Source organism: Paenibacillus agri, from assembly GCF_013359945.1.
GTDB lineage: Bacteria > Bacillota > Bacilli > Paenibacillales > Paenibacillaceae > Paenibacillus_AQ > Paenibacillus_AQ agri.
In genome coordinates this window covers 178,215-205,020 of the sequence record NZ_JABWCS010000217.1, presented here as the reverse complement: position 1 = coordinate 205,020, position 26,806 = coordinate 178,215, and the positions used below count along the sequence as shown (strand labels likewise).

Here is a 26,806-nt window from a genome sequence, read left to right as displayed (position 1 = left end):
AGGATGGTCCATTCATGTCAGAAATGAATCAATTGATTAATGAACAATTGCAGTGGTTTGTATTGGGGTTCACAGTGTTAATTCTGGTGCTGTTGATTGTGGCCATGGTGCAGGGCAGCAGGCTGCGCAAAATGAAACGCAGATACGAGGCGATGATGACCGGCACAGGGGTAGAAGATTTGGAAAGCCTGCTGATTGATTTGAAAAATCAGAGTGATATGCTGGAAGATGGAATGCGTGATCAAGCTGCCCAATTGGAGGCTGCCCAGGTGAAGATCCGCAGTATGAAATCTAATGTAGCACTAAAGCGTTATAATGCTTTTGGTGAGCGGGGCAGTGACCTAAGCTTCTCCCTGGCTGTTCTGGATGAAGACCGCAGTGGGGTGGTGCTGACCAGCCTTCACAACCGTGAGAACTCCTATATCTATTCCAAGCCACTACAGAATGGTGAATCGTCATATCCGCTGTCCCCGGAAGAAAAAGAGGTTATAGCTCTCGCGCTGCAGCGGTCTTAGAATGAAGATTCCATTGTTTCAGAGCTGAATAGAGGCTAGAAGCGATAATGTCCGACAATCGCATCACCAGACTTAACCTGGTATTCTGAAGTACAAAGTATTCCATAAAGCCGCCGACGTTAACGATTCCTGTCAAATGGATATCGCCTACCGGCGGCAATTGTTTATTTACGCCGGCCCCAGGCTTGAGTGGACCGTCCACGACTTGTATGCATCCAACACTGGTAGAATGGCCCAGGCAGGCATCGATTCCAATAATGAACGGATTACTGTATCTATCATTTATTAGTGCCAGGGTTTCTTCGAGATTCACGGCATGGACAGGTTCCTCCAGGGTTCCGTATAGCTCGAATAACGGGCTGTGAAAGCGGGTGAGTGCCGTGCCGACAAGCGGGCCGAGAGAATCGCCTGTGCTGCGGTCTGTGCCGATGCAGACGACCACAATCTGAGTATCAGGAGTGGTGCGCGCAAAATGGAAGAGCAGTCTGTGCGTGATGGCGGAATAGATATCAGGATCAGTATGTGATATTTTTAAACAGGACAATTCTTGCATGGATGATGCTTTAGGCGAGTTCATCTCATCTTCCTTTCTGTTGCTGATTCTATTTGATGATATCTAGTATATGGATGGAAGAACGATTTTATACTATGGCAACAAGAGATAGGACGAGATACCCAGAAGGAGGCGTGAGAGCGATGGAGGATGAGATGTTGATTGCTTTTGACTCTACTCAGCAGGCGCTGCGCGCCGAAATGCTGCTTGAGTACGCAGAGCTTGAGATTGATATCTTCCCAACCCCGAAGGAGATTACAGCGGGCTGCGCGATTTCCATTCAGTTCGAAGGGGAAAGGCTGGCAGAGGTTAGACATATTATCGCGGACCAGAAGATTGAGATTCGCGGGATATTTGGTAAGAATAATGAAGGGTATGTTCTGATTGAAAGTGGGGGAGAACACCATGAATAAGTGGGTGCTTGAAGCTACGACTGAGGGTCAGGTAGAGGCTGCACTTCGTTTCAAGGACAAGATCTGGAACCTGATTACGGATGTAGATATGTGGACCAATATATTATTCTCTGGCCTGAGACTTCTTCTTATTTTTATCCTGACAAGGATTATTATTCGGGTGGTCTATAAGGTGATAGACCGTTCTCTGGATCGGAAAACAGGGGGAAGACTTCTGGCGAACACCCGAAGGTTCACAACCGTAGGTGAACTGCTCAAGAATGTAGTAACAGTAATCTGCAATTTTGTAATGATTCTGCTGCTTCTTTCAGAGTTCAACTTTAATCTGGCACCGCTATTGGCCAGCGCAGGGGTTCTTGGGCTTGCGATCGGTTTCGGGGCGCAGAGTCTGGTGAAGGATGTTATTACAGGCTTCTTTATCATTCTGGAAGACCAGTTTGCAGTCGGCGATGTTATTCAAACGGGCACATATAAAGGGACTGTGGAGCTGATTGGACTCAGGACCACCAAGCTGCTCAGTTCGACCGGGGAGATGCATATTATCCCGAATGGCTCTATTACGAATGTTACCAACTACTCGTTGGCCAATGCGCTGGCGGTAGTGGATGTACCGGTTAAAATGGAACGTAGTCTGGAATCCACACTAGGCCTGATTGCTGAAGCGCTCAAGGGGATTGAAGAGCGTAACGCTAATGTATTGGCTTATCCGAATGTACTGGGCATCCAATCGATGAGCACCTCTGAGTACGTGATTCGTGTGGCAGCGAATTGTCTGCCTAATGCCCGGGATGAAGCGCAGCGGCAAATTCAAAGCGATATCAAGCACGCACTGGAGAAGCAATACGCGCTGGAAGCCGCTGAGGCCGAAGCTGAGGAGCGCGCGAAGGCTGAGGCTGAGGAATGTGTAGAAGCGAATTGGGCGGCCACAGAAGCGGCTGGAGAAGCTCAGAAGCCGGGGGGCGTTCAAGGACGTCAACAGGCGGCTGCAACACTGGAAAAAGGGGAGGAAGGGAAGTAATGGAACGTAAGGTATTTCAGCTTGGTGATGTAGTACAGATGAAGAAGTCCCATCCCTGCGGTACCAATGAAATGGAGATTATCCGTATGGGGATGGACATTCGCGTGAAGTGCACAGGCTGTCAGCACAGCGTGCTAATTCCCCGCGCCAAATTCGAGAAGAACATGAAGAAGGTACTGCGGTCAGCTGATGGCGGAATTAACAATAATTAGACTTGCAAAAAGACAAGCCGCATGATAAAATAAATCTTGCTGCGGAGAGGTACCCAAGAGGCCCAAGGGGGCTGACTCGAAATCAGTTAGGCGTGTCACAGCGTGCGTGGGTTCGAATCCCACCCTCTCCGCCATTTAGACCTTAATATCAACTATCGAAACCTTCGTTCCTCGAACGAAGGTTTTTTTGTATTTTATAAAGGATCGTTGTTACGTTAAGTTACCCCGGACATACAAAAAGAAGGACCCAAGGGTCCTTCTTTAGGAGGCAGCACATTTTTGATGTTCGGAATTTCTCTGTCTAAGCCCTAGAGTGACGATAGGCTTCGTGCAGGCTGCCGCTTTTTTAAGGCGGCAGCTGTTACTGTTCCCAACTTACAATAGATGCTGATTCAGAATTCCAGTGATTTGGTTCGACTACGAAGTCCAACGGAACCACACCTCTCTTTTGTACTGCCTGAGAATAGTATGTGTCAGGCGAGTTTTTTTATACATCCTATTTTAAAATTAATGAACGCGGGCTTTCTCAACCTTTTTCCACTTGCGGTTCTTATTGCTGGTTTCGGGAAAAGTATCACCCTTCTCCATGTGAATACGCTTGGGGTTCTGGATTTCAGTGTGGAAGCTGCGCGCTTCTCCGACCTCTGTATACATGCCGGGGTTAGGGGCTTTATCGCCCTTTTCGTATTCTGTCTTCTCACCCATGGTAATCGTCCTCCTTTTGAGTATTTAAGTCCGTCTTTATTGTGTGCGGAGAGGGAGGGGTTCATGTACAGTAGTAAAGGATTCGTGTCATCCAGAATATAGCTTGCACTTGACTGGCCATTTTGGTATATTAATATGGTTCGAGTTTATGTTTGTGCTCGATCCTTGCTCCTGACGTGATCAGGGGCCTCAGACCATAAGGAGGTGAAATTTATGCGCAAATACGAAGTGATGTATATTATTCGTCCTGACATTGAACAAGAAGCCGTTCAAGCAGCAGTCGAAAAATTCCAAGGCATCATCTCCAACGGCGGGGAAATTACAAAGCACGACGTGCAAGGTAAACGCCGTCTTGCGTATGAGATCAAGAAATTCCGTGATGGCGTTTATGTTTTGGTTAACTTCACTGCAGAACCTGCAGTTGTTACCGAATTGGAACGTATCATGAAGATTTCCGACGAAGTTATTCGTTATCTCATCACGAACGACGTTGCCTAAGATTTTGACAAGCTTTGTAATCAATCGCTCTAAAGGAGGGGAACAGAATTGTTGAACCGTATCATTCTGATCGGACGGTTGACCCGTGACCCAGAACTTCGTTATACTCCCGCTGGTGTTGCCGTAACACAGTTTACGCTTGCCGTAGACCGTAACTTTACGGGCCAGAACGGCGAACGTGAGGCGGACTTCATTCCAGTTGTAACCTGGAGACAGCTTGCAGAGACCTGTGCCAATTATTTGCGCAAAGGACGTCTGGCAGCCGTAGAAGGACGTATCCAAGTACGGAATTACGAGAATAACGAAGGCAAACGTGTATACGTTACTGAAGTTATTGCCGATAATGTCCGTTTCCTGGAATCATCGCAGAACCGTGAAGGTGGAAATACCTCTAGTGGTGCAGGTATGCCTGAAGAACCATCCTATGGTGGTGGATCTGGTAATGGCGGTAACAGTGGACGCGGAAATAACAACAATTTCTCGCGTAACAACAATACTCAAGATCCTTTTTCGGGCGATGGTAAACCGATTGATATATCGGATGATGATTTGCCATTTTAATAAGGAAGGACTGAACTGACATGGCTTTCAAACAAAGAGAAGGCGGAGACAACGACAAGAGACCAGCTCGTCGTGGTGGACGCAACAAGCGTAAAAAAGTATGTTACTTCACTGTGAACAAGATTACTCACATTGATTATAAAGATACTGAGCTTCTCAAGAAATTCATCAGCGAACGCGGAAAGATTTTGCCGCGTCGTGTAACAGGCACAAGTGCAAAATACCAACGTGCTCTTACCATTGCTGTAAAACGCTCGCGTCAAATCGCGTTGCTGCCTTACACAACGGAATAGTACGCTTTACAGAGGCAGCCGGGCAACCGGCTGTCTTTTTTGTTGTGTTCCGACTATTTGTCCAGGAAGGGCGTGGACGGGAGAAGGGTTCGTTATATAAGAGCGGAGAAGTTTGACGTTAGCTGGTTTATGTAGTAAATTACAATTATCCTATAACTAAAGGGGAAATTTTGATGTTGGTGAGCGTTCTTAACTAGTAATTTCATATCACCTGGAGAAAAGACAGCAAGGCCCGTCTTAACAATAAGGCGTGCTCTGTTTGAGTCCGCGTTACGGCGGTTTCTGAAGTCCGAAGGGTGAATGAGTTAGTTAAGAACACACGAAGCGTCGAATAGCCTGTTTACGGCTGTTATTCTCTTTGTATTTAACCGTGCTCTTGCAGCACGGTTTTTTTGGTTTCATGGGTTCTGCAGTGGATCTGTAGTGTCATAGGAGCTGAACAAAGGACAATAGCCGGAAATGAGGGCAAAGACTGCCGTAGTGGCATTCTTTGCCCTTTTTTGCGTTGAAGGATAGTTAGATGGAAGCGAAAAGCAAGCCAAAGGAGGAAGAAAGCTTGGACAGACAAAGTATGATCACGCTGGAATATGAAACCATTAAAGAGGAGCTTGAACATTTTGCGGTTTCTTATGTGGGTAAGAATTTAATTCAGCAATTGGAGCCGATGAAGACTCTTACCGTGATAAGGAGAGCATTGGAGGAGGCAGAGGAGGCCAGGGACCTTCAGGACAGAGGGGCGAGTGTACCCATTCCTTCACTGGAAGGGATGGAATGGCTCATGTCACTGATAGGAACGGGGTATCTTTACAGTGAGAAGGATTTTACAGCGGTGGCCACCTTTCTGAACAGCTGCAGCCAGTTACGTAAATATATGGCCTCGAAGGAGCAGATTGCCCCCCGGATTGGCGCTTATGCGTCCTCAGTAATGGAGCTAAGGCATGTACAGGATGAGATTAACCGGTGCATACGTTTTGGTGTCATTGATGATGGGGCCAGTAAGGGGCTGGAGCGGGCACGAAAGCGGCTTAAAGCGGCCCGGCTTCGTCTGCAAAGAAAAATCGAGGGGATCATGTCCCGTCACCAGTCAATTTTACAAGAACAGCTCTTCAGTATGCGTAACGGCCGGTATGTCATCCCCGTGAAACGGGAGTACCACAAGCAGGTCAAAGGGAGTGTGCTGGATCAATCCACAAGTGGGCAGACAGTCTATGTGGAGCCTGATGAGATAGCTGCGCTCCAGAACGAACTGGATCTGCTGTCAGCTGAAGAAGCACGGGAGGAGGCAATAATTCTGAGTATGCTAACCGGGCTTGTAGAGCGGGAGCAGGAAGCGCTGCGACTGAATATTGAGGTCACCGGGACGTATGATTTCATCTTTGCCAAAGCCAAATATGCCCGAAGTATCGGCGGAATTGCCGTCAGGCTCAATGAGCAAGGGATTCTGGTAATGAACGGCGGACGGCATCCGATGCTCAAAGAGATGATTCCCATCAACCTGAGCATTGGCAAAGGCTATCAGTCCCTGATTGTGACCGGACCTAATACGGGTGGCAAGACGGTGGTGCTTAAAACACTAGGCTTGCTAGCGCTTATGGTTCAATCCGGTCTGCTGATTCCGGTGGCGGACGGCAGCGAATTTCCTATTTTCACCGAGATCATGAGCGTAATTGGAGATGGACAAAGTCTGGCGCAATCGCTCAGCACATTCTCGGCACAGATGAAGAGTATCGAGGGCATGCTGCGCAATGCCAGTAAAGGTGTACTGTTGTTGATTGATGAGCTGGCGGCAGGTACTGACCCAGGGGAGGGGATTGCGCTTTCCATAGCGATTCTGGAAGAGCTGAGCCGCCAAGGGGCCAATATCATCGTCACCACCCATTTTAATGAGCTGAAAAGCTTCGCCGCCGCTACTCCCGGATTTCAGAATGCACGAATGGAGTTTGATAAAGATACATTGCAGCCGTTATACCGGCTGACCATCGGCGAAGCGGGCGAAAGCTATGCCCTGCAAATTGCGGAGAAGCTTGGCATTCCGGTCGAGGTCATCCGTCGTTCCCGGCAAATTGTAGAAGCACAGCAAGGGCAAGAACCGCAGGCTATCAATCTATGGAATACCAGGTGTGAAGCCCAGGTCAACAATATGGAACAGATGACGGGGAATGAGAGTAAGAAAGAGCGGAACCCATATAACAGCGGAAAGGGACAGCAAAGCACTCCTGAGGGAGCTCAAAGCCACGGTGAGGAGGGTCAGCAGATTCCAGTTCCGCGGCGGGATTTTGAAATAGGCGATGCTGTATTTGTCAGTTCACTGGGAAGGACAGGTATTGTCTACGAGCAGCGGAATTCGCTGGGAATGGTCGGCGTGATGATTCAGAAGCAGCGGCTAAGCATCAATCACAAACGTCTTAAGCCGTACATTTCGAAGGAGGAGCTGTATCCTGAGGATTATGATATGGATATTATTTTTGAGAGTAAGGAAAACCGCAAGAAACGCAAGCTAATGAACCGCAAGCATGTGGAAGGATTGACGGTTGAACTGGAAGAAGAACGGTAATAAACATACAAAGATACAAGGGTCTGCCCGCAGGGGCAGGCTCTTTTGCGCGCTATTTTGCCGGGACTGGAGGTGTATTGGTTAAATTATTGACTTCACTTTGCCCGAATTATTGTATATATTCTTCTATAGTATAAGTATAGTGGTGACTATTAGGCATTTTTAACAGATATATATTGAATTGACCAATGGTTTATTCTTCTCTAGAGGAGTACCCCGTTACAATCCAAAGGGATCTACATCCCTTTGCCTTTCATCCATCCTGTCACAGACACCCATGGCATCACAGAATAAGAGAAGGGAAGGAACATATGATTAACAAGAGAAGGAGCGGGATCGCACTGTGGCTGCTTATGATAGCAGTCCTGGTGTCCGCGTGCAACGGAAGGGACTCCAATAGTGCTCTGTCTGTTGCAAGCCACTCAGAAGCGGCAGAACAGCCACAGGCGGGCGGTATTGTTACGTATGGCTATGCTTCGCCATTTCAGGGGTTATTTGAACCTGCATTCTATGAAGGTGAAGATGATTATAATGTACTGCAATTCAGCACAGAAGCGATGTTCACTATAGAGGATGATTTATCGACGAAACCGAATATTGCCACTTGGATGGAAGCGGAGGATCACAGAGTATTCACTTTCAAAATCAAGCCGGGTATCCGTTGGCACAACGGGGACGAGTTGACGGTAGAGGATTGGAAGTTTGCGCTGGAAACCATTGCGAGTCCCGACTACACGGGTTCGCGTTACTATAGTGTGGAAATGATCCAGGGAGCTGACGCTTATCACACCGGCAAGGCTAAGGAAATATCCGGCATCAAGGTGGTTGATCCCTACACCATCCGAATTACGATGGCGACTGCAAGAGTGAACTCGATCGACAATCTGTGGCCGTATCCGATGAATAAGAAATACTTCACAGACGTTGCGGTCAAGGATATGCCAACCAGTGACCAGGTGCGGAAGCACCCCATCGGCATCGGTCCGTTTGAGATCACCCGAATTCAGCCGGGCCAGTCGGTGGAGCTGAAGCGTTTTGACAATTACTATCAGGGAAAAGCGCATTTGGATGGTGTACTGTACAAAGTATCTGATGAGAAGCGGATCACCAGTTTGTTCGAACAAGGTGAGGTTGATATCGAAACGGTACCCCGCGATGCGTATGAGAGCTTAAACAAGCTGGATACTGTGGACTTGCTGCAGACACCGGAGCTGTCGTATGAATATATCGGCTTCAAATTTGGACACTGGGATAATGATGCGCAGAAGGTTGTCATGGACAACCCGAAATTCAAGGATAAAAGGCTGCGCCAGGCCATGTACTACGCACTGGACCGCCAAGGTATTATCAATACCTTTTCCTATGGGCTAGGCCGGCTTATAGAAACACCGATTCCGAGCAGTAGCTGGGCCAAAATCCCCGATTCCGAGATCAATACGTATCCTTACTCACCGGACAAGGCCAAGGAGCTGCTTGATCAAGCGGGCTATATTGACAGGGACGGAGACGGATTGCGCGAAGATCCGCAAGGCAAGAAGTTCACTATCCATTATGATGCAATGATCGGTAGTGCGATGGCTGAACCACGCACAGCGGCTATTATCCAGGACTGGCGGGATGTTGGACTGGATGTTCGTCTGAGTGACGGAGGTCTGAAGGAGCTGAATACCTTCTACGATGCGGTAGAAAATGATGATCCCTCTATCGAGCTGTTCAACGGAGTCTGGGGTCTGGCCAGCGACCCTGATCCATCAGGCTTATGGCGGGAGAATGATCTGTGGAACTACCCAAGGTGGTCATCACAGCAGAATGAAGAGCTGATTCGTGACGGAGTTAGCATGAAATCTTATGATAAGGAATACCGCAAACAGGTGTACTATAAATGGCAGAAGCTGATTAATGAAGAGGTGCCTATGATCTTCTTCGCCGAACGGGAGACCATAACCGCAGTTAACAAGCGTCTGCAAGGTGTACGGGTCAACTCCATGGGCAATATTATTGAACCGCAGAAATGGTGGATCAAGGAAGAATAGAGGACGTTGTCCTTTGCTGCTTAACCGCAAGCCGGGTTTGTTATGTCAACCTGCTTGCGGTTTTTGTATTTTCATGGCGGTTATACGTTTCTTAACCTTGTGATTTTGGTGAAAAGTAGGTATCCGAGGGGTATTTTCCAAAAAAATATTTATTTTTTTCAAAAAATATGAAATCAAAATGGGGTTTCATTCGTCATATATATTATGGAGGATGACGACGATGATGAGACGGAGCATAATATGGGTCGCAGTAGCCCTAATAATCGTTGCCATACTTGTAGTGAGCCGGCCGGAAGGCCTGGGGTTCAAGCCGCGCATTGACGCTAGCGCGTCTGTACTGCTGGATATGGATAGCGATAGCATATGGATGGAATCGAACGGTGATAAGGCGATGCCGACAGCGAGCGTGACGAAGCTGATGACAGAGATGATTGTGCTGGACCGCATTTCCACGGGAGCCATCCACTGGGCTGACAGAATAACGGTTAGTCCCTATGCAGGCTCTCTGGGAGGCGCAACTTTATCCCTGAAACGAGGGGAAACCTACACTGTTAGAGAGCTGTTCGAAGGGATCACCGTGTATTCTGCGAATGATGCAGCCGTGGCCTTGGCTGAATATACGGCTGGTTCTGAGAATGCATTTGTGGTCCTGATGAATGAGAAAGCCCGCAGTCTGGGACTGTCGTCAGGCACAGTCTTCACCAATGCCTCCGGGCTGGCATCCAGTGAGCTGGGACCGAGCCGTCCGCCGGGATATATTAGCGGTGAGACCCTCATGACAGCCAAGGACACGGCAAGGCTGGCAGCAGCCCTGATCCGCAGCCATCCCGAGGTGCTGAACGCCAGCAGCCGGACACAGATGCAGCTAAAAGCTAAGGGAATGTATGCCAGTAATACGAACCTGATGCTGCCTGCCATGGGCGGAGCTTTTGCCTATGCTGGAACAGATGGCTTGAAGACCGGGTATGATATCCGATCGGGCTATTGCATCGCAGGAACGGCTCAGCGGGACGGACACCGGCTGATTGCCGTTGTGCTGGGGGCGGAGACCAGCCAGAGCCGTTTTGAAGCCGCTACGAAGCTATTTAACCATGGATTTTACAGAAGTTTGCCGACCGGGGAGAGAGTGAAGCATATCCTGAATGCGACCTTTTCCTTACTGAGCTGGAGATAAAGCATCATGCCGATTTACATCATCGGTATGGTGCTTTACCATTAATACTGTCGTTTTTTGTTGTTTCTTTTTGAGCTCATAGTGATTACAATAGAAATATTGTTCTACAGGCAGATTCAAAGGAGTGCAGTTTTACATTTCCGGCCAAGCCTGAAGTCAAACGAAATTTCCAAATGTTTATTTAATAATTGGTATGACCCTATTTCCGGAAAGGGGGAACAATAAGGCAACAGAATAGGGACAACTATCATTACAGCCGGAGAAGTCCTATCATGGGTGCCTGCGTTAAGAACGAAGGTGACCATTGCCAATATATTGTTATCTGTTATTCTTTCATTCCACAATAAAGAAGGTCAAATGATGAAAAAATTGAAAAAGCGATATATCGCGTTAATTGTGCTTCTGATTCTCGTGACGGGAGGATTCCTGTTCCGTAAACCTTTGATGGTGCTTGCGTTCGATCTGTTCCTCTCCGACCAAGTGGAGAGCAAGCTGGTGGAGAAGTCGTATCAGCCTTTGGTGAATGACGACAAGCCCAAGCCGGAACCCATCGTGTATAAAAATGATCCGTTTTCCCTCATGCTGCTGGGAACAGACCAGCGCGGTAATGAGACCGCACGGTCGGACACGATGATCTACGCGGTGGTGCGCCCGGAGGATTACAAGATCCTGCTGGTGTCGATTCCACGTGACACCTATACGGAAATCATCGGACATAACGGCAACAAGAAAGACAAGATCAACCATGCCTTTGCTTTCGGTGGCCAACAAATGGCCAAGGACACGCTAGAGGCCCTGCTCGGACACGATATTCAATATTATGCCACTATTAATTTCCAGGGACTGAAGGATGCTGTTGATGCTATCGGCGGGGTACCGCTGCCGATCAAGAAAGATATCGTCAACAAGGGCAAGGATCATGAGAAATTCACGATCAAGGGCGGCAAATCCAATTACAACGGTGAAGAAGCATTGAACTATACACGCTATCGTGAAGATAGCGATTTTAACCGGACCAAACGTCAGCAAGTGTTCATTGATGTGGTTGCGAACAAGATGCTGTCGATCAGCCAGATCGGCAACATTCCGGAGCTGCTCGATATTATGGGTGACAACTTCAAGACGGACATCCAGCCTTCCTTGATTCTTGATTTGGCTAAGAAGTTCATGAGCGGCAAGGAGATGGATATCTCCAGCTTCACCGTCATGGGTGAAAGCAAGCGAATAGACGGTATTTCCTATGACATTGTAGACCAAAAGGATTTGAGTGAAGCTAAGCTGATGATCGATAACTGGATCAATGCGGGAACGCCAGCAGATCAACTGATTCAGCCGGGCAAGGCACTAAACGCGCTGGAGCCGAAGTCTACGCCGGCGGCAGAATAAACCCTATAAATTCATACCATATGTTGAAAAAAGCAGCAGCCATTCATAATGTTAGTGGCTGCTGTTTGCTGTCTTCATGGTATAATAAGCTGGAACTATTCATGTGTTTCCGCGTATAATTACGGTGGCCCTATGACAAGGGGAAGGTTATGCACGTTATTCCTTCGGAAATCTTTGAGGAGGATCAAGACATGAACATTGCATTTTTTCTGCTCCCGAAGCAGGAGGTGGCTTGCGTTACGCTGGACTCTACACTACGGCAGACGCTGGAGAGAATGGAGCATCACCGTTACACAGCCATCCCGATACTGAACAGGAACGGAGAATACGCTGGAACGGTCACAGAAGGTGATCTGCTCTGGTATCTAAAGGATTCGGACGGCAAGGTTACTTTCGAGAACGCCTCCAAATATCAGCTTAAAGATGTACCGCTCAGAATGAACAACAAGCCTGTATCCATTGAAGCGGATATGGAGGATCTGATCAACTTGGCCAAGATCCAGAATTTTGTGCCAGTGGTCGATGATATGAACCGGTTCATTGGCATTGTCCGTCGCAGTCAGATCATAGAATACTGTGAGAAGTTCGTCTCGCGGCAGTCACAGGAATCGTTATAACTAGCTTATCTTAGTCATCCGAGAGAGCGAAACCAAGGCCTGTATTTCCGGCACCAGCGGAATGCGGGCCTTTTTTGAAAGCGCCACTGCCGCCGGTGGGGTTTGTGTGACCACAATTTTTTTATGCTATAATGGAGAATAAAGCTTTTAGCCGGAGGTAGAGAGACGTGCCCAATGTGCCGAAGGATCTGGATGTAGCCAAACGCGCCAAGGTGATTGAATGGCTGAAAACCGAAGTAATTGATCAAGTCTCGCGGTTATTTAAAGCCTTATGGGAGGGCAGTACGACCCGTGTAGGTGACAGTCTGGCAAGCTTGCTTATGAGTTCTTATATTCTGGGGCGCAGACTCGGCATTTCTTATCGTGAAATGGATGATCTGCTGCTGGAGAAGCTGAGAAAACACCGCCAGGAAGGCCATCAGCTAGAAGAATGGTACCAGGATATATCCGCATTAGAAGACCATATGCGTAAGAGGTGAATACTTTTGAAATTTCGTTGGACATCGGTAGCTTGGAGTATCGCTTATTTGCTCTTGCTGCTATCTCTATCGACCCCGCTGCTAATTATCACCACATTATTTATGATTGTTCCGGCTGTTGTGTTGTTCACGAGCCTTAGTACCAAGCAGTTTATTCTGCATGTAGTGCCGGTGCTGCTGATTATTGCTTTAATCACCCCGGTATACTTATTGATTGCGCTTTATTTCTTAATTCCGGCCCTGGTGATGGGCAGATGGTACAGAAAGCGTGCTTCAGCAATGTCCACCTTGCTCGCAGGGACGATTACCATTCTTGGTGAGTTCATGCTTATGCTGCTGCTGGGAACAGCACTGTTCCATTTTGACCTGACTGGCTACGTGAACGATGTACTGGAAATGGTGACTTCACCGATGTCGCAGTTAGGTACGACCAATCCGCTATTGAACGATCTGAGCTTTACGTCTGAGGATGTACGAATGATCAGCCACATGACGATCCAGATGATCCCGATGACGCTGATTGTGAGTTCCTTTATGATTGCTGTTATTACACACTCCATCGTCCGTCCTATCCTGAACAGCATGGATCTTGCGGTTCCGAAGCTCAAGCCTGCACGGGAATGGAGACTGCCGAGATCTTTTATCTGGTACTATTTGATTGGAATTGTGATTCAACTGATTTTCTCGGGTTCAAAAAGCAACTATATGCTCATGATCGCCGCCAATCTGCTGCCACTCTTGCGAATTGGCTTTATGATTCAGGCCATCGGATTCTTCTTCTTTTTGGCGCATGAACGGAAATGGAATAAAGTGATGCCGATTTTGCTGGCGGTTCCTGTTATCCTGCTTCCGCCGCTGCGGATCATCGGGATCATTGATCTGGTGTTCCCGCTGCGCGAGCTTGTGACGAAATCGAAACGATAGGGTGAGAGGTCATGCCTAAATTTCTGCAACGACGCTGGCACGGCTATCATACCGTCTGGGCGTTCATGCTGCTGCTGGTACTTATTATAGTCGTGAGCATCTATAATTGGGCCCTGGGAATCGTCAGTCTGTTTCTGGCGGGCACCTTATGCTTCACGATGCTGAAGGCGGAGATTTCGTTCCGCCGGAATCTGGTGGAGTATATTAACGGGCTGTCGTTTCGCATTAAGCGGATTGAAGGGGAAGCGGTCAGTATGCTGCCGCTCGGGATTATCCTCTACAGCGAGGACCGTACCGTAGAATGGCATAACCGGAATGCGGGAGATATTTTTGCCCGCAAGTCGCTGGTCGGGGAGGCGATTCAGGAACTCCTCCCTGATCTGATGCCTTCCCTTGCCGGAAGCGCACAGGGGAAGCGTGAAGCCGCCAAAGACGGGGCGGTAAAGGACCACCGTGTGGAAATTACCGTGGATGAACGGTATTACCAGGTGGTGATTATCCCTAGTGAACGTCTGCTCTACCTGTATGAGATTACAGATCTTGTTGTTCTGCGTGAACGTTACGAGGGGGAGAAACTTGCCCTTGGCATAGTCATGATGGACAATTTGGACGAGTCGGCGCAGGGGATGGATGACCAGCAGCGGACCTCGCTGATTGCCAAGGTGACGAGCGAGATTACCGAGTGGAGCAAGGAGTATGAGGTATATCTGCGGAGACTTTCGTCAGAGCGGTACCTTATGCTGCTCAACCACCGCAGCTTGCAGGCACTGGAGGAGAGCAGGTTCGTCATTCTCGACGAAGTGCGGGAGATGACCGCTGATCTGAAGGTGCCGATGACACTGAGCATCGGGCTGGCCTTCGGGGCCGACTCCGCCAGCGAGCTTGGGGCGCTGGCCCAGTCCAGTTTGGACATGGCGCTGGGGCGGGGCGGCGATCAGGCGGCCGTCAAGTCCGGCCAGCGGCTGTCCTTCTACGGCGGCAAGAGCAACGCCGCTGAGAAGCGGACGCGGGTGCGTGCGCGGGTCATCGCCCACGCACTGCGCGATCTGATGCAGGAGAGCGACCGGGTGCTGATTATGGGGCACCGGACGCCAGACATCGATGCCGTCGGGGCATCGATTGGACTGCTCAAGGCAGCACAGATGTACAACGTGGAGGCTAACATTGTGCTGGAAGGGCCCAACCCGTCCATCACGCGTATGTTGGAACAGATCCGTAAGGATGAGGAGCTGCACAAGTCTTTCATCTCCACTGAGCAGGCTATGCAGATCATGACCGAGCATACGCTGCTGATTGTGGTGGATACCCACAAGGCATCGATGACGATGGAACCGCGGCTTGTGCAGCACGCCAGCCGGATTGTGGTTGTCGATCATCATAGGCGGGGCGAGGAATTCATCAACGAGGCTGTGCTCGTGTACCTGGAGCCGTATGCCTCGTCCACCTGCGAACTTGTCACGGAGCTGTTGCAATATATCCATGACAAGGTTCAGCTAAGTCCGCTGGAAGCGACAATGCTGCTGGCGGGAATCACGGTGGATACGAAGCATTTCGCGCTCCACACAGGCTCGCGCACCTTCGAAGCCGCAGGGTTCCTGCGCCGGATCGGCGCGGATACGATTCTCATACAGCGGATGCTGAAAGAGGATCTCGAAGAATACATCTCCAAGGCGGAGATTATCAAGCACGCACGTATGGTCTATGACCATATCGCCCTGGTAGTGACTCAGCCGGGGATGAAGATTCCCCAGCTTCTGATTGCACAGACGGCAGATACGCTGCTGGGCATGACGAATGTGGTGGCATCCTTTGTCATCAGTGAGCGGCCTGACGGCCTGATCGGCATCAGCGCCCGTTCACTTGGGCGCATGAATGTGCAGGTCGTAATGGAGAAGCTGGGCGGTGGCGGACATTTATCCAATGCTGCAGTTCAGCTTGAGGCAACTTGCAAGGAAGCAGAGGCCAGACTGCTTAAGGTGCTGGCAGAAATTGAAGCGAAAGAGGGTCTGTTCGAATGAAGGTCATTTTCTTAAAAGATGTTAAGGGACAAGGTAAAAAAGGTCAGGTCAAAGAGGTATCCGAAGGCTACGCTACTAACTTCCTGCTGCCACGTGGTCTGGTTCGCCCAGCTACAGAGGGCAATGTGAAGGTGCTGGAGAATCAGGCTGCTGCTGAACAGCGCCGCAAGGATAATGAGAAGGAAGAAGCACAGAACCTTGGCAAGAAGCTGGACGAGTTGACGCTGACAATGAAGGCCAAAGCCGGCGAAGGCGGCCGTTTGTTCGGTGCTATCACCAGTAAGCAAATTGCTGAAGCCCTGGCTTCCGCAAACGGCATTACTATTGATAAACGCAAAATTGAGCTAGGCGAACCGATTCGTCACCTGGGTGTAACTCAGGTAAGTGTGAAGCTGCATACGGAAGTAAAAGCTACGCTTAAGGTTCAGGTAACGGAGGAATAAGATGGGCGGAGATCTCTTTTTCGATCGGATTCCCCCGCAGAATCTGGAAGCGGAGCAGGCTGTCATCGGCGCTGTTCTACTCCAGGATGAGGCGTTAATTACCGCAATGGAGCGGGTGAACACCGAAGACTTCTACGATAAACCGCATCAGATGATCTTTGAAGCGATGGTGCAGCTCGGAGAAGAGAGCCAGCCGATTGACCTTGTTACGCTGACCGCCAAGCTGCAGGATAAGGGCGAGCTTGAGGATATCGGAGGTGTCAGCTACTTGGCCAAGCTGGCACATGCGGTGCCGACTGCGGCCAACGTAGATTATTACGCGCAGATTATCGAGGAGAAGGCGATGCTGCGGCGGTTGATTCGTACAGCGACGCAAATTGTGAGCGAAGGATATACCGGCGGCGAAAATGTCGGTGATATGCTGAGCGATGCCGAGCGGCGGATTCTGGAAATCTCCAACCGCCGCAGTGGCAGCGGGTTCGTCGCCATCCGTGATGTCCTGATGGAAGTCTTCGAGCGGGTCGAAGTGCTCCATCAGAACAAGGGCAACACCTCCGGAATCCCTTCCGGATTCGCCGATCTCGACAAGATGACGAACGGCTTCCAGCGGAATGACCTTATCATTGTGGCCGCACGGCCTTCCGTAGGGAAGACAGCCTTTGCGCTCAACATCGCTCAGAATGTCGCGGTTCGTGCCAAAGAGACCGTCGCTATCTTCAGTCTGGAGATGGGGGCAGCCCAGCTTGTGCAGCGGATGATTTGTGCCGAGGCCAATCTGGATGCCAACCTTATGCGTACCGGTGACTTCAAGAGTGATGATGATTGGTCCAAGCTGACGATGGGGATTCAATCCTTATCAGAGGCTGAGATTTATATTGATGATACGGCGGGGATTACCGTCACTGATATTCGTTCCAAATGCCGCCGGTTGAAAAAGGAAAAGGGCCTCGGCATGATCCTGATCGACTATCTACAGCTGATTCAAGGTCGCGGCAAGGCCGGTGAGAATCGTCAGCAGGAAGTCTCGGAAATTTCCCGGACCCTTAAGATGATCGCCCGTGAGCTGGATGTGCCGGTTATCGCACTGTCACAGCTCAGTCGTGGTGTGGAACAGCGCCAGGATAAACGGCCGATGATGAGTGACTTGCGGGAATCCGGTTCTATCGAGCAGGATGCCGATATCGTTGCCTTCCTGTATCGCGACGATTATTACAACCAGGAGACCGAGAAGAAGAACATCATCGAGATTATCATCGCCAAGCAACGTAACGGACCGGTGGGTACGGTGGAGCTGGTGTTCCTTAAGAATTTCAACAAGTTCGTCAACTACGAGAGGGCCCATGCAGAACCTTTTGCAGGCTAAACCTAATTCTGACAATATCCGAACGATTGTACATTTCTATGTATAATCGTTCGTTTTTATTTGACTTTGAAAATGACGGCTGGTACACTGGTTATTGTGCTTTAACGGGAAAAACCGCTGAAGCGCCCGCAAGGGCTGCGTACATAAGATCAGTGTACAGGGCCCATATTATGAAAAATAATGGTGCTGTGCGAGCACCTACGGAGGAATGAACATGTCAACGGTAGTCGTCGTGGGAACACAATGGGGAGACGAAGGCAAAGGGAAAATCACTGACTTTCTAGCAGAGAGCGCAGATGTAGTTGCCCGGTATCAGGGGGGCAACAATGCCGGTCACACGATTCTGATTGACGGTAAGAAATTCAAGCTGAGCTTGATTCCATCAGGCGTATTCTATAAAGAGAAATCTTGTGTCATCGGCAACGGAATGGTTATCAATCCGGTTGCGTTGATCGAGGAAATTAATTATATTCACGAGAACGGTTTTGACACAGAAAATCTGGTCATCAGCGACCGTGCTCACGTTATCATGCCATATCATATTCTGCTTGACGCACTAGAAGAAGACCGCAAAGGTCCGAACAAGATCGGAACGACCCGTAAAGGGATTGGCCCATGCTACATGGACAAGGCTGCCCGTAACGGAATCCGGATTGCTGACCTGATGGATGCAGAAGAGTTCGAATTGCGTCTGCGTCATCTGATGGGAGAGAAGAATCAGGTTATCACTCAAGTGTACGGTGCAGAGCCGCTGGACGTTGAGGAGATTCTGACTCAGTATCTCGAGTATGCTGAAGTGCTGCGCAAGTATGTGGCTGATACATCGGTTGTCCTGAATGATGCAATTGATGCTGAATCCAAGGTATTGTTCGAAGGCGCACAAGGGGTAATGCTTGATATCGATCAAGGCACATACCCGTTCGTGACCTCTTCCAATCCTTCAGCTGGCGGTGTCTGCATTGGTTCCGGTGTGGGTCCATCTAAAATCAAACAGGTTATCGGGGTTGCCAAATCCTACACTACCCGTGTGGGTGACGGTCCATTCCCTACTGAGCTGAGTGATGAGATTGGCGATTATATCCGTGAGACCGGACATGAGTACGGTACCGTTACTGGACGCGCCCGTCGTGTGGGCTGGTTCGATAGCGTTGTGGTTCGCCATGCTCGTCGTGTGAGCGGGATTACAGGCTTGTCGCTGAATTCGCTTGACGTTCTGAGCGGACTGAAGACAGTAAAAATCTGCACCGGCTATAAATACCGCGGCGAGGTTATTACACATTACCCGGCTAGCCTCAAAATGCTGGCTGAATGTGAAGCTGTCTATGAAGAGCTGCCAGGCTGGAGTGAGGATATCACGTCTGCTAAGACCCTGGAAGATCTTCCAGCCAACACGCGGAAATATGTAGAGCGTGTAGCGGAACTTACAGGCATTCCAATTGCGATCTTCTCCGTAGGACGCAACCGTGAGCAGACAAATCAAGTATTGCCAATCTATATCTAATTTTGAAGGGGCCTCGTCAGAGGCCTCTTTTTTGTTGCCTTTTTTCCGATTTCATGGATACTTCAAGGTTTCCCGAGGTCTGTTCCCGTCAATACTGGAAGGATGGATGTAGAAGCGGCATGATCCTTAAGGGTCAGCGTTGAACAGATACTAAGGGAGTGGTAAACATGAAACTGGTAAAGCGTGCGCTTGCCGTATGCATGATTGTAGTGCTGGCGAGCACCCTTTCGATTCTGACGACGGGAGTTGTGGTGAATGCCTATATTCAATCGGTGCTGGCGAGCTTTGATATCAAGCTGGAGAAACCTGCACCGGGGATAGTCGGGATGATGCGGAGCCTGATGGGTACGAAGGAGAAGCCTGCTGTTGCAGAGGTTGTGAATGGGGACAAGGGGAAGACGGTACAGGATAAGGGCAAGAGCAGCAGCAACACGGATACGCCAAAAGCGTCAAGTTCCCCTTCCCCGTCCGGTGGCGATAAGCCAGCTGAGGAGAAGGTGCCGGAGGATGCGCTCCCGGTCATGGGACAGGCTGCTGGCGAGTCCACAGATTCTCATAACCAAGGGGGAAGCGCCCTGGACCAGCAATTGGTGATGACCCCGGAGGCTATGCGTGACCTGAAGGACAACCTGCCGTCTGCAGAGAAGGTTAACATTTTCAATATCCTGATGAACAAGCTGCCTCAGGAGGAAATGCAGAAGATTTCGGCTGCGATGGAGGACGGGCTGACGGAGGCGGAGGTTAAGGAACTCCAGGCGGTTATCGCGAAATATGTGGACCCCAAGGAATATGACGAGTTGATGAAAATGCTTACGCCTACAGTGCCGGAGACTTCGCTGCATTGAAATCTGTCATTATTTGGACACGGAATCACCCTTTAATATCCATATAACTGGAAAAAACCCGCTGAAAACGCGGGTTTTTCCATACCGGTAAAGTTGAAAATCCTCGGCTGGCTATGTTAAAGTAGACAAGGACTAAATAAGGTTAATATTTTGTAACCTTTTTCGAGGCCATATCACCAGAGATAATCATACGAATCTAAGCAGCAATAGAAGCAGAAATATATACAGCAGAGGATACATGTGGGGTCGTAATTCTAAGCTTGGCCGCTGACCTGCGGCATGGAGATGCAAGCTGAAAGGGAGAGTTTCATGAAAGGATTCAATTTTATACGCCGGATGGGGAAGCTGCAGAACAACGCGGAGACGCCTGCGGAATCCGGAGTGAAGGATGTTCATGAAGAAGGGAAGCCTCGAAGACGTTGGCGCTACTGGATAATGGCTTCAGCCGGTCTGGCGCTTCTCACCGTAATTGGCATCAATGCAGAGAAGAAGTATGTGACTGCCAACACGGAGAGCTTTTACCGGGTAATGCTGCATGACAAGGAAATTGGCACAATCCGCGATGCGGAGGAGCTGTCCGTCCTCTTCGAGAAGAAGAGACAGGAATATCAGACTAAGTACCCGGGAGCGCTGATGGTTGTACAGACGGAAGGGATTACGACGAAGCCTGACCGGGCATACAAGCCAACGGTTGAAAGCGAAGCCACTCTGAAGAAGCTGGATGGCATGCTCAAGGCGTATGCGGTAGGTGTGCAGCTGATGGTGAACGGCAAGGCTGTCGGCATCGTCAAGGATCAGGAAACTGCTAATGCTGTGCTGCAGGGAGTGAAGCAGCATTATGTGCCAGAAACAGAAGGATCACAAGGCGCCCAGCTGAAGCGGACAGCAGCGAGCGGGGCAGCAGCATCCACTGCTTCCAAATCCTCGCCGGAGCTGGTAGAATCGGCCAAGATACGTGAGCAGGTGACGATTGAACCGACTAAGGCGGACCCCAACAAGGTGCTGAACATAGAAGAAGCGGTCAAGGTGCTGACGGAAGGCAAAGATGCCCCGCTGCTCTATGAGGTTCAGGAAGGCGACACCATCTCGGCTATCGCCAAGCGGTTTGGGATCACGCAGGCTGATATTTTCCGCAACAATCCGGAGGTCAAGGAATTGACACTACAGATTGGGGATGAGCTACAGCTGACGGTGCCTCAGCCCGAACTTACCGTTGTGACGGTAGAGAAGGTATCCGAGCAGATTGTAACGGAACCAGAAGTGGTCGTGCGTACAAGTGATCTTTTGGAAGCGGGCAAGAGTAAGGTGGTTCGTCCCGGACAAACCGGACTTAAAGAAATGCAGTACCGGTTGACCAAGGAGAATGGAACTGTGGTGCGAGAGGAATGGCTAGGCCAGACGGTGCTGAAGGCCTCACTCCCGGAAGTTGTATACCGGGGGACCAAGGTGGCCATGCAAGCATCCGGCACTAAAGCGGCCTCGCAAGCATCCGGCACCAAAGTAATCGGGCAAGCATCCGGCATGTTTGCATGGCCGGTCAGCGGTGCTACGATCTCCAGCAGCTTTGGGGAACGCTGGGGCCGTGCCCATAAGGGCGTAGACCTGGTGTCAGGCAACAGGAGCATCAAGGCCTCAGATGCGGGTACAGTCTCCTTTGCGGGCGTGCAGAGCGGCTATGGCAATGTAGTGATTATTAATCACAACAACGGCTATGAGACCTACTATGGTCATCTGAGCAGTATTTCAGTATCCCAAGGACAGCGCCTGGAGCAGGGTGCGAAGATCGGCGTCATGGGCAGTACAGGACGTTCCACCGGCACGCATCTGCATTTTGAGATCCGCAAGAACGGATCGGCATTGAATCCTATGAAGTATTTGAAATAATTCATATCTTCTAACAGGCCGTCCGAAACTTCCTTCGGGCGGCTTCGTTTTTCCCTGTGCAGACTGCTTAATTGGTAGGATGTGAGGCCACGGCAGGTATGTTAGAATAAAGGAATGTAAGCAAGTACAGATAGAAAGGTGAAGCCGCATATGCAGATGGGAACGATTCTGGTGGTGGACGACGAGCAGCCTATTGCTGATATTTTGAAATTTAATCTTGAAAAAGAAGGCTATGAGGTCATTTGCGCCTTTGATGGAAATAGCGCAGTAGAGTTGGCTTTGTCCAAACGGCCTGATCTCATGCTGCTGGATCTCATGCTTCCCGGCAAGGACGGGATGGATGTATGCCGGGAGGTACGTTCGGCCCATCTGGACATTCCGATCATTATGCTCACAGCCAAGGACGGGGAGATTGACAAGGTGCTTGGGCTGGAGCTGGGAGCTGACGATTACGTAACGAAGCCGTTCAGCACGCGTGAGCTGCTGGCCCGGGTCAAGGCACAGATGCGCCGGCAGCACAAGCCCAGTACGGCGGAGACGCTCAGTAATGAGTCTCCCGTTGCCAAGCAGGGCATTCACCATTTCGATTTGTTTATAGATACGGATATGTACATGGTTTATAAAGATGGAGAAGCGCTCGATCTAACGCATCGGGAGTATGAACTACTCTATTACATGATCCGCCATGCCGGCAAGGTCATGACCAGGGAGCATTTGCTGCAGGCCGTTTGGGGTTTTGAATACTTCGGCGATGTGCGGACCGTGGATGTTACGATCCGGCGTCTGCGGGAGAAGATTGAGGAGAATCCCAGCAAACCGGAATATATCTTTACCCGGCGCGGTCTTGGCTATTTGATGCATAGCCCCAAAAACGGAGGGTTAGGATGAAAGGACTGTCCTTTTTCCGGACGATTCAGGCCAAGTTCATTATCATTTATGTCCTGCTGATCCTGATTGCGATGCAACTGATTGGCGTCTATTTTGTCAGCTCGATGAAAAATTCACTGACCGATAACTTTACGAAGGACCTCAAGGCGAGAGCGGAGATGCTATCCATTCTGACTGCCGACAAGTTCGGTAGTGAGGCCGGTACCATCGACGAGGAGACAGCGGTAGAGAGCCTGCGCGGCATGGTGAACAATCTCTATATTAATGGTGCCGAAATACAGGTGCTGGATGCCAGCGGCAAGATTATCACGACGTCTGTCCCTTCACAGAATGACTATGTAGGTCAGCGGAATACGCAGACCGTGGTCAGCCGTGCCCTTCAAGGTATCAGCGACAATGAGGAATATATTATTGGCGATGACAATGTGCGGAAAAAGGTCGTAGCGAAGCCGGTACTTTCCGGTGGCAAGGTCGTTGGCGCTATCTACATCGCCGCCGATATGAAGGATCTCTATGCCACGATGAGCCGGATTAACAGCGTATTCATCTCCGGGCTGCTACTGGCACTGACCCTTACGGCGGTACTGGGTGTTATCATCGCCCATACGTTCACACAGCCGATCAAGGAGATGACTCGTCATGCTACGGCAGTGGCTGAGGGACGCTTCAATCGGAAAATGCCTGTGTTTGGCAATGACGAGATCGGCCAGCTGAGCCAGGCCTTCAACTATATGACAGGCCGATTGCATGAGGCGCTGTCACAGAATGAGGAAGAGAAGGAGAAGCTGGCCTCTATTCTGACGAACATGAGCGATGGCGTGGTAGCAACCGACGAGACCGGCGTGGTCATCCTGATGAACCGCCGTGCTGCGCTGATGCTGGGCGCCGAAGGGCCGCTCCCGGAGGGCGCGCCCTTGAATGAATTACTCGGCCTCGACTCTGAGCAGGCCGGTGCCTTGCCGCGCGACAATGCACACTCGGCCATGCTGCATTTGTCGCCAATCGGCGGTGGTGACCCCAATATTGTGCGGGTCACCTTCACGCCGATCCACCGCCGGGAAGGTGGGATCGCGGGAACGATCGCCGTGCTCCAGGATGTCACGGAGCAGGAGAACCTGGAGGAATCCCGCCGCGAGTTCGTGGCGAATGTATCGCATGAGCTGCGTACGCCGCTCACGACGATCAAAAGCTATGCCGAGGCGCTGGATGATGGCGCGCTGGATGATCCGCAACTGGCCGCCCGCTTTGTCGGAGTCATCCGCAACGAGACCGAGCGGATGATCCGGCTGGTAACGGACCTGCTGCATCTGTCGCGGCTCGATTCCAAGGAGGCCCGTCTGCGTATACAGCAGACGGATGTGGCCGAGATGCTAGAGGATGTGGCGGACCGCTTCTCCTTCCAGATCCGGCAGAAGCGGATCCATATCAGTACGAGAGTGCGCAGGGAGGCTGCTTCCGCCTGGCTGGACCGTGATCAGATTGATCAGGTGCTAGGCAATCTGGTGTCCAATGCACTCAAGTACACGCCTGAGGGCGGCAGTATTGAGCTGGAAGCCCTGCAGAATGAGGAAGGTATGCTATCGATCTCTGTGCGAGATTCCGGAATAGGAATTCCAAAGAAGGATATTGAGCGCATTTTTGAACGCTTTTACCGGGTAGACAAGGCCCGCTCACGCAACATGGGAGGAACCGGACTTGGACTCTCCATTGCCCGGGAAATTGTGAAGGCGCATGGAGGCTCTATTTCCTTGCAATCTGAAGTTAACCAAGGCTCGAAGGTTACCTTCACGCTGCCTCCGGACGAGCAAAGGGGGAGTGAAGCGTGAAGGAAAGAGTAAAGACATGGATTCTTGCGCTGCTCGTCCTCAGCAGTCTTGTGGAGAGTTATTATCTGATCTATCGCCTGCCGGGCAGCGACTCAGCGGTGATGTCAGAGAATTTGTATGTAAAGACAGACAATATGGGGCCAGAAGAAAAGGTCGAGAACCTGCTCTACCCGGACAAGATGATTATTCATATGGGCGAGGACAAGCACACGTTGTTCTATCCCAGTTCAACGTTCTATAACCTGATTATCAACCGGATAAAGGGACGCACCTTCGAGAGCTTCCAGCGGCGGTCGGTGGATGACTTTGACTGGAATAAGATTCGCAAAGAGAACCCGGGCATCGAGCTTTCCTTCGGTGCGGGGATTCCCGTAACGTTACTGCAACGGGTGATGCAGCTTTCGCCCGACTCCCTGTTCGCCGGGGAGAGTATCAACCGAATCTGGATCTACAATGTTAAGAACGATTCCAAGGCGCATGCTATCTTCTTCAGCACGAGAGGCGATATCGTCTATGAGGCGGCCAAAGCCGACCTGACGGTGCAGGACGTCCAGCAGCATGTGGACTTCGGCAAGAACTGGACGCCGTATACAACGGCGAACGGGGATTATTATGTGCCGTCAGACAAGCTGTCACTGGTGCAGGTCGAGATTCCTTCCGGCCTGTATACGATTGAGCAAATGCAGAGTAATCTATTCTTCGATACTAGCAGCACGCGATATATTCGCGAGAAGGACGGATCGGAGATCTATACGGACAGCAAGCGCAGTCTCCAGGTGGATCAGGAGCAGAACTGGATGAGCTATAGTGATCCGGCGGCTCTGCCGGCCGGAGAGAGCACGCCTGCGAAGGATGCGCTGGAAGCCGTAGACTTCGTGAACCAGCATGGTGGCTGGAATGGAACCTACCGGCTGGCTGCAGCGGAAGACGAATCGCAGGATCAACTGCCTATCGGGGATGGCGGCAAGGAGCGGCGAGTATCTTTTCAACAATATTATGGTTCTTACCCGTACGGATCGTACCCGATCCTGAACCGTCCGCAGCTGAAATTCGGCGTGATTCATCTGGAGCTGCAGAAGGGCACCGTCTCTTCTTATGAGCGTTCGCTATTGTATCTGAACGAGAGTCAGGCGGTGAAAAAGGTGGCCGAGTTATCGGGTGGTGAGACGCTGCTTAGTCAATTGGCCCAAATCAGCAAGACCTCGCCGGTTCAGGATTTAACGCCGGCCTACATCCCTTCTCTGAAGGGAGAGAAGCTGCAGCTCGTGCCGGTATGGAAGGTTACGCTGCGTGACGGCAGTGTGCTTACCCTGAATTAAGCTATTCACATGAAGGAGGAACGGTATGGATTGGGGAAGAGCCAAGAATGTGCTGATCTACGCTTTTTTACTGTTGAACCTACTGCTGTGTTATCAGTTGTGGATTGACCTGCGCGATCAGGTCAGCGCCAATCTGGATTTTACTTCCCTCTCCGAAACCACACAGCAGGTGATGGAGCAGAAGGGAATCCGTATTCTGTGCCCCATCCCGGCGGCAACGCCGCAGCTCCCTGGGATTACATACCGTTACTCCGGGGATGAACAGAGCGAGCAGCCAGTGCCACTGAAGCGGCCCATAGACAGTAAGCTGATCTTTACGTTCTCCGAGCTTAGTCGTGAGCTGCAAAGTGAAATTCCGGATATCTCTGATTATCAGTTCGATCCCTTGGAGAGCGAAGCAGGCAAATTCGTGCTGCATCCACTGGTGAAAAAGGAGTGGCCGCTGTTCAGAGTCAGGCTGGAGCTGATCTATAATAATCAGAAGATTGTAGCGTACCGCCGCCCCAATATCGAGATAGGGCCCGGTAACAATGAGGATGTGCAGAAGGTGCTTCCAGCATCCAATGCCCTAAGCAGCCTGATTGAAAAATATTTTCCGCCGGACACGGCAGTCAAGGAAATTGTACTTGGTTACTACGGGGAGTTATTCAATTCCGAAAGTCAGGTGGCTGCCCCGATGTGGCGGTTCATGCTGGAGAATGGCAAGTCCTATTATGTGGACGCCATCAGTGCGGACATCATTAGTCCCAAGACAACAACAGATTAGAATATCGTGATTTCAGGA

Annotated in this window: 26 protein-coding genes and 1 tRNA gene; 25 read left to right on the top strand and 2 right to left on the bottom strand. The window is 50.4% G+C overall.

Annotated features, from left to right (window positions below):
• The first annotated feature begins 14 nt into the window (after window positions 1-14).
• The gene (locus HPT30_RS22365) at window positions 15-515 is read left to right on the top strand and encodes a DUF4446 family protein (RefSeq protein WP_175373523.1); all 501 of its coding nucleotides are present in this window, start codon (window positions 15-17) and stop codon (window positions 513-515) included.
• On the opposite strand, the gene yyaC is transcribed toward HPT30_RS22365, so the two are convergent.
• Window positions 487-1,092: a spore protease YyaC gene (gene yyaC, locus HPT30_RS22360; RefSeq protein ID WP_175373522.1), complete on the bottom strand. Its 606-nt coding sequence runs from the start codon at window positions 1,090-1,092 to the stop codon at window positions 487-489. The genes HPT30_RS22365 and yyaC overlap by 29 nt on opposite strands.
• Window positions 1,093-1,211: 119 nt before the next feature.
• Between yyaC and HPT30_RS22355 the strand changes: the two genes are divergently transcribed.
• The 4 genes from HPT30_RS22355 (at window position 1,212) to HPT30_RS22340 (ending at window position 2,845) form a co-directional block, all read left to right on the top strand.
• The gene (locus HPT30_RS22355) at window positions 1,212-1,481 is read left to right on the top strand and encodes a putative Se/S carrier protein (protein ID WP_175373521.1); all 270 of its coding nucleotides are present in this window, start codon (window positions 1,212-1,214) and stop codon (window positions 1,479-1,481) included.
• A complete protein-coding gene (locus HPT30_RS22350; protein WP_175373520.1) occupies window positions 1,474-2,499 on the top strand; it encodes a mechanosensitive ion channel family protein in 1,026 nt (341 codons plus the stop codon). Before HPT30_RS22355 ends, HPT30_RS22350 begins: the two co-directional genes overlap by 8 nt.
• A complete protein-coding gene (locus HPT30_RS22345) occupies window positions 2,499-2,711 on the top strand; it encodes a DUF951 domain-containing protein (protein ID WP_175373519.1) in 213 nt (70 codons plus the stop codon). Before HPT30_RS22350 ends, HPT30_RS22345 begins: the two co-directional genes overlap by 1 nt.
• Before the next feature lie 43 nt (window positions 2,712-2,754).
• A tRNA-Ser gene (locus HPT30_RS22340) sits at window positions 2,755-2,845 on the top strand.
• Window positions 2,846-3,218: 373 nt separating this feature from the next.
• On the opposite strand, the gene HPT30_RS22335 is transcribed toward HPT30_RS22340, so the two are convergent.
• The gene (locus tag HPT30_RS22335) at window positions 3,219-3,416 is read right to left on the bottom strand and encodes a YjzC family protein (RefSeq protein ID WP_066377836.1); all 198 of its coding nucleotides are present in this window, start codon (window positions 3,414-3,416) and stop codon (window positions 3,219-3,221) included.
• A 213-nt stretch (window positions 3,417-3,629) separates the two neighbouring features.
• Here HPT30_RS22335 and rpsF point away from each other — a divergent pair, with 213 nt between their 5' ends.
• From rpsF to yycI, 20 genes are all read left to right on the top strand, one after another.
• Window positions 3,630-3,914, top strand: coding sequence for a 30S ribosomal protein S6 (rpsF, locus tag HPT30_RS22330; protein WP_025706808.1), 285 nt, complete (start codon window positions 3,630-3,632; stop codon window positions 3,912-3,914).
• Between the two features lie 48 nt (window positions 3,915-3,962).
• Window positions 3,963-4,475, top strand: coding sequence for a single-stranded DNA-binding protein (gene ssb / locus HPT30_RS22325; protein ID WP_175373518.1), 513 nt, complete (start codon window positions 3,963-3,965; stop codon window positions 4,473-4,475).
• 20 nt (window positions 4,476-4,495) lie between these two features.
• Window positions 4,496-4,768, top strand: a complete 273-nt coding sequence (gene rpsR, locus HPT30_RS22320) for a 30S ribosomal protein S18 (protein WP_019914552.1) — start codon at window positions 4,496-4,498, stop codon at window positions 4,766-4,768.
• Window positions 4,769-5,324: 556 nt separating this feature from the next.
• On the top strand, window positions 5,325-7,322 hold the full coding sequence (locus tag HPT30_RS22315; RefSeq protein ID WP_175373517.1) for an endonuclease MutS2: 1,998 nt from the start codon (window positions 5,325-5,327) through the stop codon (window positions 7,320-7,322).
• A gap of 311 nt (window positions 7,323-7,633) precedes the next feature.
• Window positions 7,634-9,355 (top strand): oligopeptide ABC transporter substrate-binding protein, encoded by a 1,722-nt coding sequence (opp4A, locus tag HPT30_RS22310; protein WP_175373516.1) that lies wholly within the window; start codon window positions 7,634-7,636, stop codon window positions 9,353-9,355.
• A 220-nt stretch (window positions 9,356-9,575) separates the two neighbouring features.
• The gene (locus HPT30_RS22305) at window positions 9,576-10,529 is read left to right on the top strand and encodes a D-alanyl-D-alanine carboxypeptidase family protein (protein WP_175373515.1); all 954 of its coding nucleotides are present in this window, start codon (window positions 9,576-9,578) and stop codon (window positions 10,527-10,529) included.
• Between the two features lie 360 nt (window positions 10,530-10,889).
• Window positions 10,890-11,915, top strand: a complete 1,026-nt coding sequence (locus tag HPT30_RS22300; RefSeq protein WP_175373557.1) for an LCP family protein — start codon at window positions 10,890-10,892, stop codon at window positions 11,913-11,915.
• 191 nt (window positions 11,916-12,106) lie between these two features.
• The gene (locus tag HPT30_RS22295) at window positions 12,107-12,532 is read left to right on the top strand and encodes a CBS domain-containing protein (RefSeq protein WP_175373514.1); all 426 of its coding nucleotides are present in this window, start codon (window positions 12,107-12,109) and stop codon (window positions 12,530-12,532) included.
• 176 nt (window positions 12,533-12,708) lie between these two features.
• Entirely contained in the window at window positions 12,709-13,011 is a 303-nt protein-coding gene (locus tag HPT30_RS22290; protein ID WP_175373556.1) for a MazG-like family protein, read from the top strand.
• Window positions 13,012-13,017: 6 nt separating this feature from the next.
• Window positions 13,018-13,935: a DUF2232 domain-containing protein gene (locus HPT30_RS22285; RefSeq protein WP_175373513.1), complete on the top strand. Its 918-nt coding sequence runs from the start codon at window positions 13,018-13,020 to the stop codon at window positions 13,933-13,935.
• 11 nt (window positions 13,936-13,946) lie between these two features.
• Window positions 13,947-15,953, top strand: coding sequence for a DHH family phosphoesterase (locus tag HPT30_RS22280; RefSeq protein WP_175373512.1), 2,007 nt, complete (start codon window positions 13,947-13,949; stop codon window positions 15,951-15,953).
• Entirely contained in the window at window positions 15,950-16,396 is a 447-nt protein-coding gene (gene rplI, locus HPT30_RS22275; RefSeq protein WP_175373511.1) for a 50S ribosomal protein L9, read from the top strand. The genes HPT30_RS22280 and rplI overlap by 4 nt, the downstream gene beginning before the upstream one ends.
• Window position 16,397: 1 nt before the next feature.
• Window positions 16,398-17,759: a replicative DNA helicase gene (gene dnaB, locus HPT30_RS22270; protein WP_175373510.1), complete on the top strand. Its 1,362-nt coding sequence runs from the start codon at window positions 16,398-16,400 to the stop codon at window positions 17,757-17,759.
• 214 nt (window positions 17,760-17,973) lie between these two features.
• The gene (locus tag HPT30_RS22265; RefSeq protein ID WP_175373509.1) at window positions 17,974-19,260 is read left to right on the top strand and encodes an adenylosuccinate synthase; all 1,287 of its coding nucleotides are present in this window, start codon (window positions 17,974-17,976) and stop codon (window positions 19,258-19,260) included.
• Between the two features lie 167 nt (window positions 19,261-19,427).
• On the top strand, window positions 19,428-20,105 hold the full coding sequence (locus HPT30_RS22260; protein WP_175373508.1) for a hypothetical protein: 678 nt from the start codon (window positions 19,428-19,430) through the stop codon (window positions 20,103-20,105).
• A gap of 309 nt (window positions 20,106-20,414) precedes the next feature.
• A complete protein-coding gene (locus tag HPT30_RS22255; RefSeq protein ID WP_175373507.1) occupies window positions 20,415-21,989 on the top strand; it encodes a M23 family metallopeptidase in 1,575 nt (524 codons plus the stop codon).
• Window positions 21,990-22,139: 150 nt separating this feature from the next.
• Window positions 22,140-22,877: a response regulator YycF gene (gene yycF, locus HPT30_RS22250; protein ID WP_175373506.1), complete on the top strand. Its 738-nt coding sequence runs from the start codon at window positions 22,140-22,142 to the stop codon at window positions 22,875-22,877.
• Entirely contained in the window at window positions 22,874-24,703 is a 1,830-nt protein-coding gene (walK, locus tag HPT30_RS22245) for a cell wall metabolism sensor histidine kinase WalK (protein WP_175373505.1), read from the top strand. Before yycF ends, walK begins: the two co-directional genes overlap by 4 nt.
• Window positions 24,700-26,022 (top strand): YycH family regulatory protein, encoded by a 1,323-nt coding sequence (locus HPT30_RS22240; protein WP_175373504.1) that lies wholly within the window; start codon window positions 24,700-24,702, stop codon window positions 26,020-26,022. Before walK ends, HPT30_RS22240 begins: the two co-directional genes overlap by 4 nt.
• Window positions 26,023-26,047: 25 nt before the next feature.
• Window positions 26,048-26,788: a two-component system regulatory protein YycI gene (gene yycI, locus HPT30_RS22235; protein ID WP_175373503.1), complete on the top strand. Its 741-nt coding sequence runs from the start codon at window positions 26,048-26,050 to the stop codon at window positions 26,786-26,788.
• Window positions 26,789-26,806: the final 18 nt, after the last annotated feature.

Coding starts and splice junctions, on each gene's coding strand:
- yycI (WP_175373503.1), top strand. CDS start 26,048: ATGGATTGGGGAAGAGCCAAGAATGTGCTGATCTACGCTTTTTTACTG.
- yyaC (WP_175373522.1), bottom strand. CDS start 1,092: ATGAACTCGCCTAAAGCATCATCCATGCAAGAATTGTCCTGTTTAAAA.
- rpsR (WP_019914552.1), top strand. CDS start 4,496: ATGGCTTTCAAACAAAGAGAAGGCGGAGACAACGACAAGAGACCAGCT.
- HPT30_RS22255 (WP_175373507.1), top strand. CDS start 20,415: ATGAAAGGATTCAATTTTATACGCCGGATGGGGAAGCTGCAGAACAAC.
- HPT30_RS22265 (WP_175373509.1), top strand. CDS start 17,974: ATGTCAACGGTAGTCGTCGTGGGAACACAATGGGGAGACGAAGGCAAA.
- HPT30_RS22335 (WP_066377836.1), bottom strand. CDS start 3,416: ATGGGTGAGAAGACAGAATACGAAAAGGGCGATAAAGCCCCTAACCCC.
- walK (WP_175373505.1), top strand. CDS start 22,874: ATGAAAGGACTGTCCTTTTTCCGGACGATTCAGGCCAAGTTCATTATC.
- HPT30_RS22280 (WP_175373512.1), top strand. CDS start 13,947: ATGCCTAAATTTCTGCAACGACGCTGGCACGGCTATCATACCGTCTGG.
- dnaB (WP_175373510.1), top strand. CDS start 16,398: ATGGGCGGAGATCTCTTTTTCGATCGGATTCCCCCGCAGAATCTGGAA.
- yycF (WP_175373506.1), top strand. CDS start 22,140: ATGCAGATGGGAACGATTCTGGTGGTGGACGACGAGCAGCCTATTGCT.
- HPT30_RS22260 (WP_175373508.1), top strand. CDS start 19,428: ATGAAACTGGTAAAGCGTGCGCTTGCCGTATGCATGATTGTAGTGCTG.
- HPT30_RS22300 (WP_175373557.1), top strand. CDS start 10,890: ATGAAAAAATTGAAAAAGCGATATATCGCGTTAATTGTGCTTCTGATT.
- HPT30_RS22345 (WP_175373519.1), top strand. CDS start 2,499: ATGGAACGTAAGGTATTTCAGCTTGGTGATGTAGTACAGATGAAGAAG.
- HPT30_RS22295 (WP_175373514.1), top strand. CDS start 12,107: ATGAACATTGCATTTTTTCTGCTCCCGAAGCAGGAGGTGGCTTGCGTT.
- HPT30_RS22305 (WP_175373515.1), top strand. CDS start 9,576: ATGATGAGACGGAGCATAATATGGGTCGCAGTAGCCCTAATAATCGTT.
- HPT30_RS22350 (WP_175373520.1), top strand. CDS start 1,474: ATGAATAAGTGGGTGCTTGAAGCTACGACTGAGGGTCAGGTAGAGGCT.
- HPT30_RS22355 (WP_175373521.1), top strand. CDS start 1,212: ATGGAGGATGAGATGTTGATTGCTTTTGACTCTACTCAGCAGGCGCTG.
- HPT30_RS22365 (WP_175373523.1), top strand. CDS start 15: ATGTCAGAAATGAATCAATTGATTAATGAACAATTGCAGTGGTTTGTA.
- rplI (WP_175373511.1), top strand. CDS start 15,950: ATGAAGGTCATTTTCTTAAAAGATGTTAAGGGACAAGGTAAAAAAGGT.
- rpsF (WP_025706808.1), top strand. CDS start 3,630: ATGCGCAAATACGAAGTGATGTATATTATTCGTCCTGACATTGAACAA.
- opp4A (WP_175373516.1), top strand. CDS start 7,634: ATGATTAACAAGAGAAGGAGCGGGATCGCACTGTGGCTGCTTATGATA.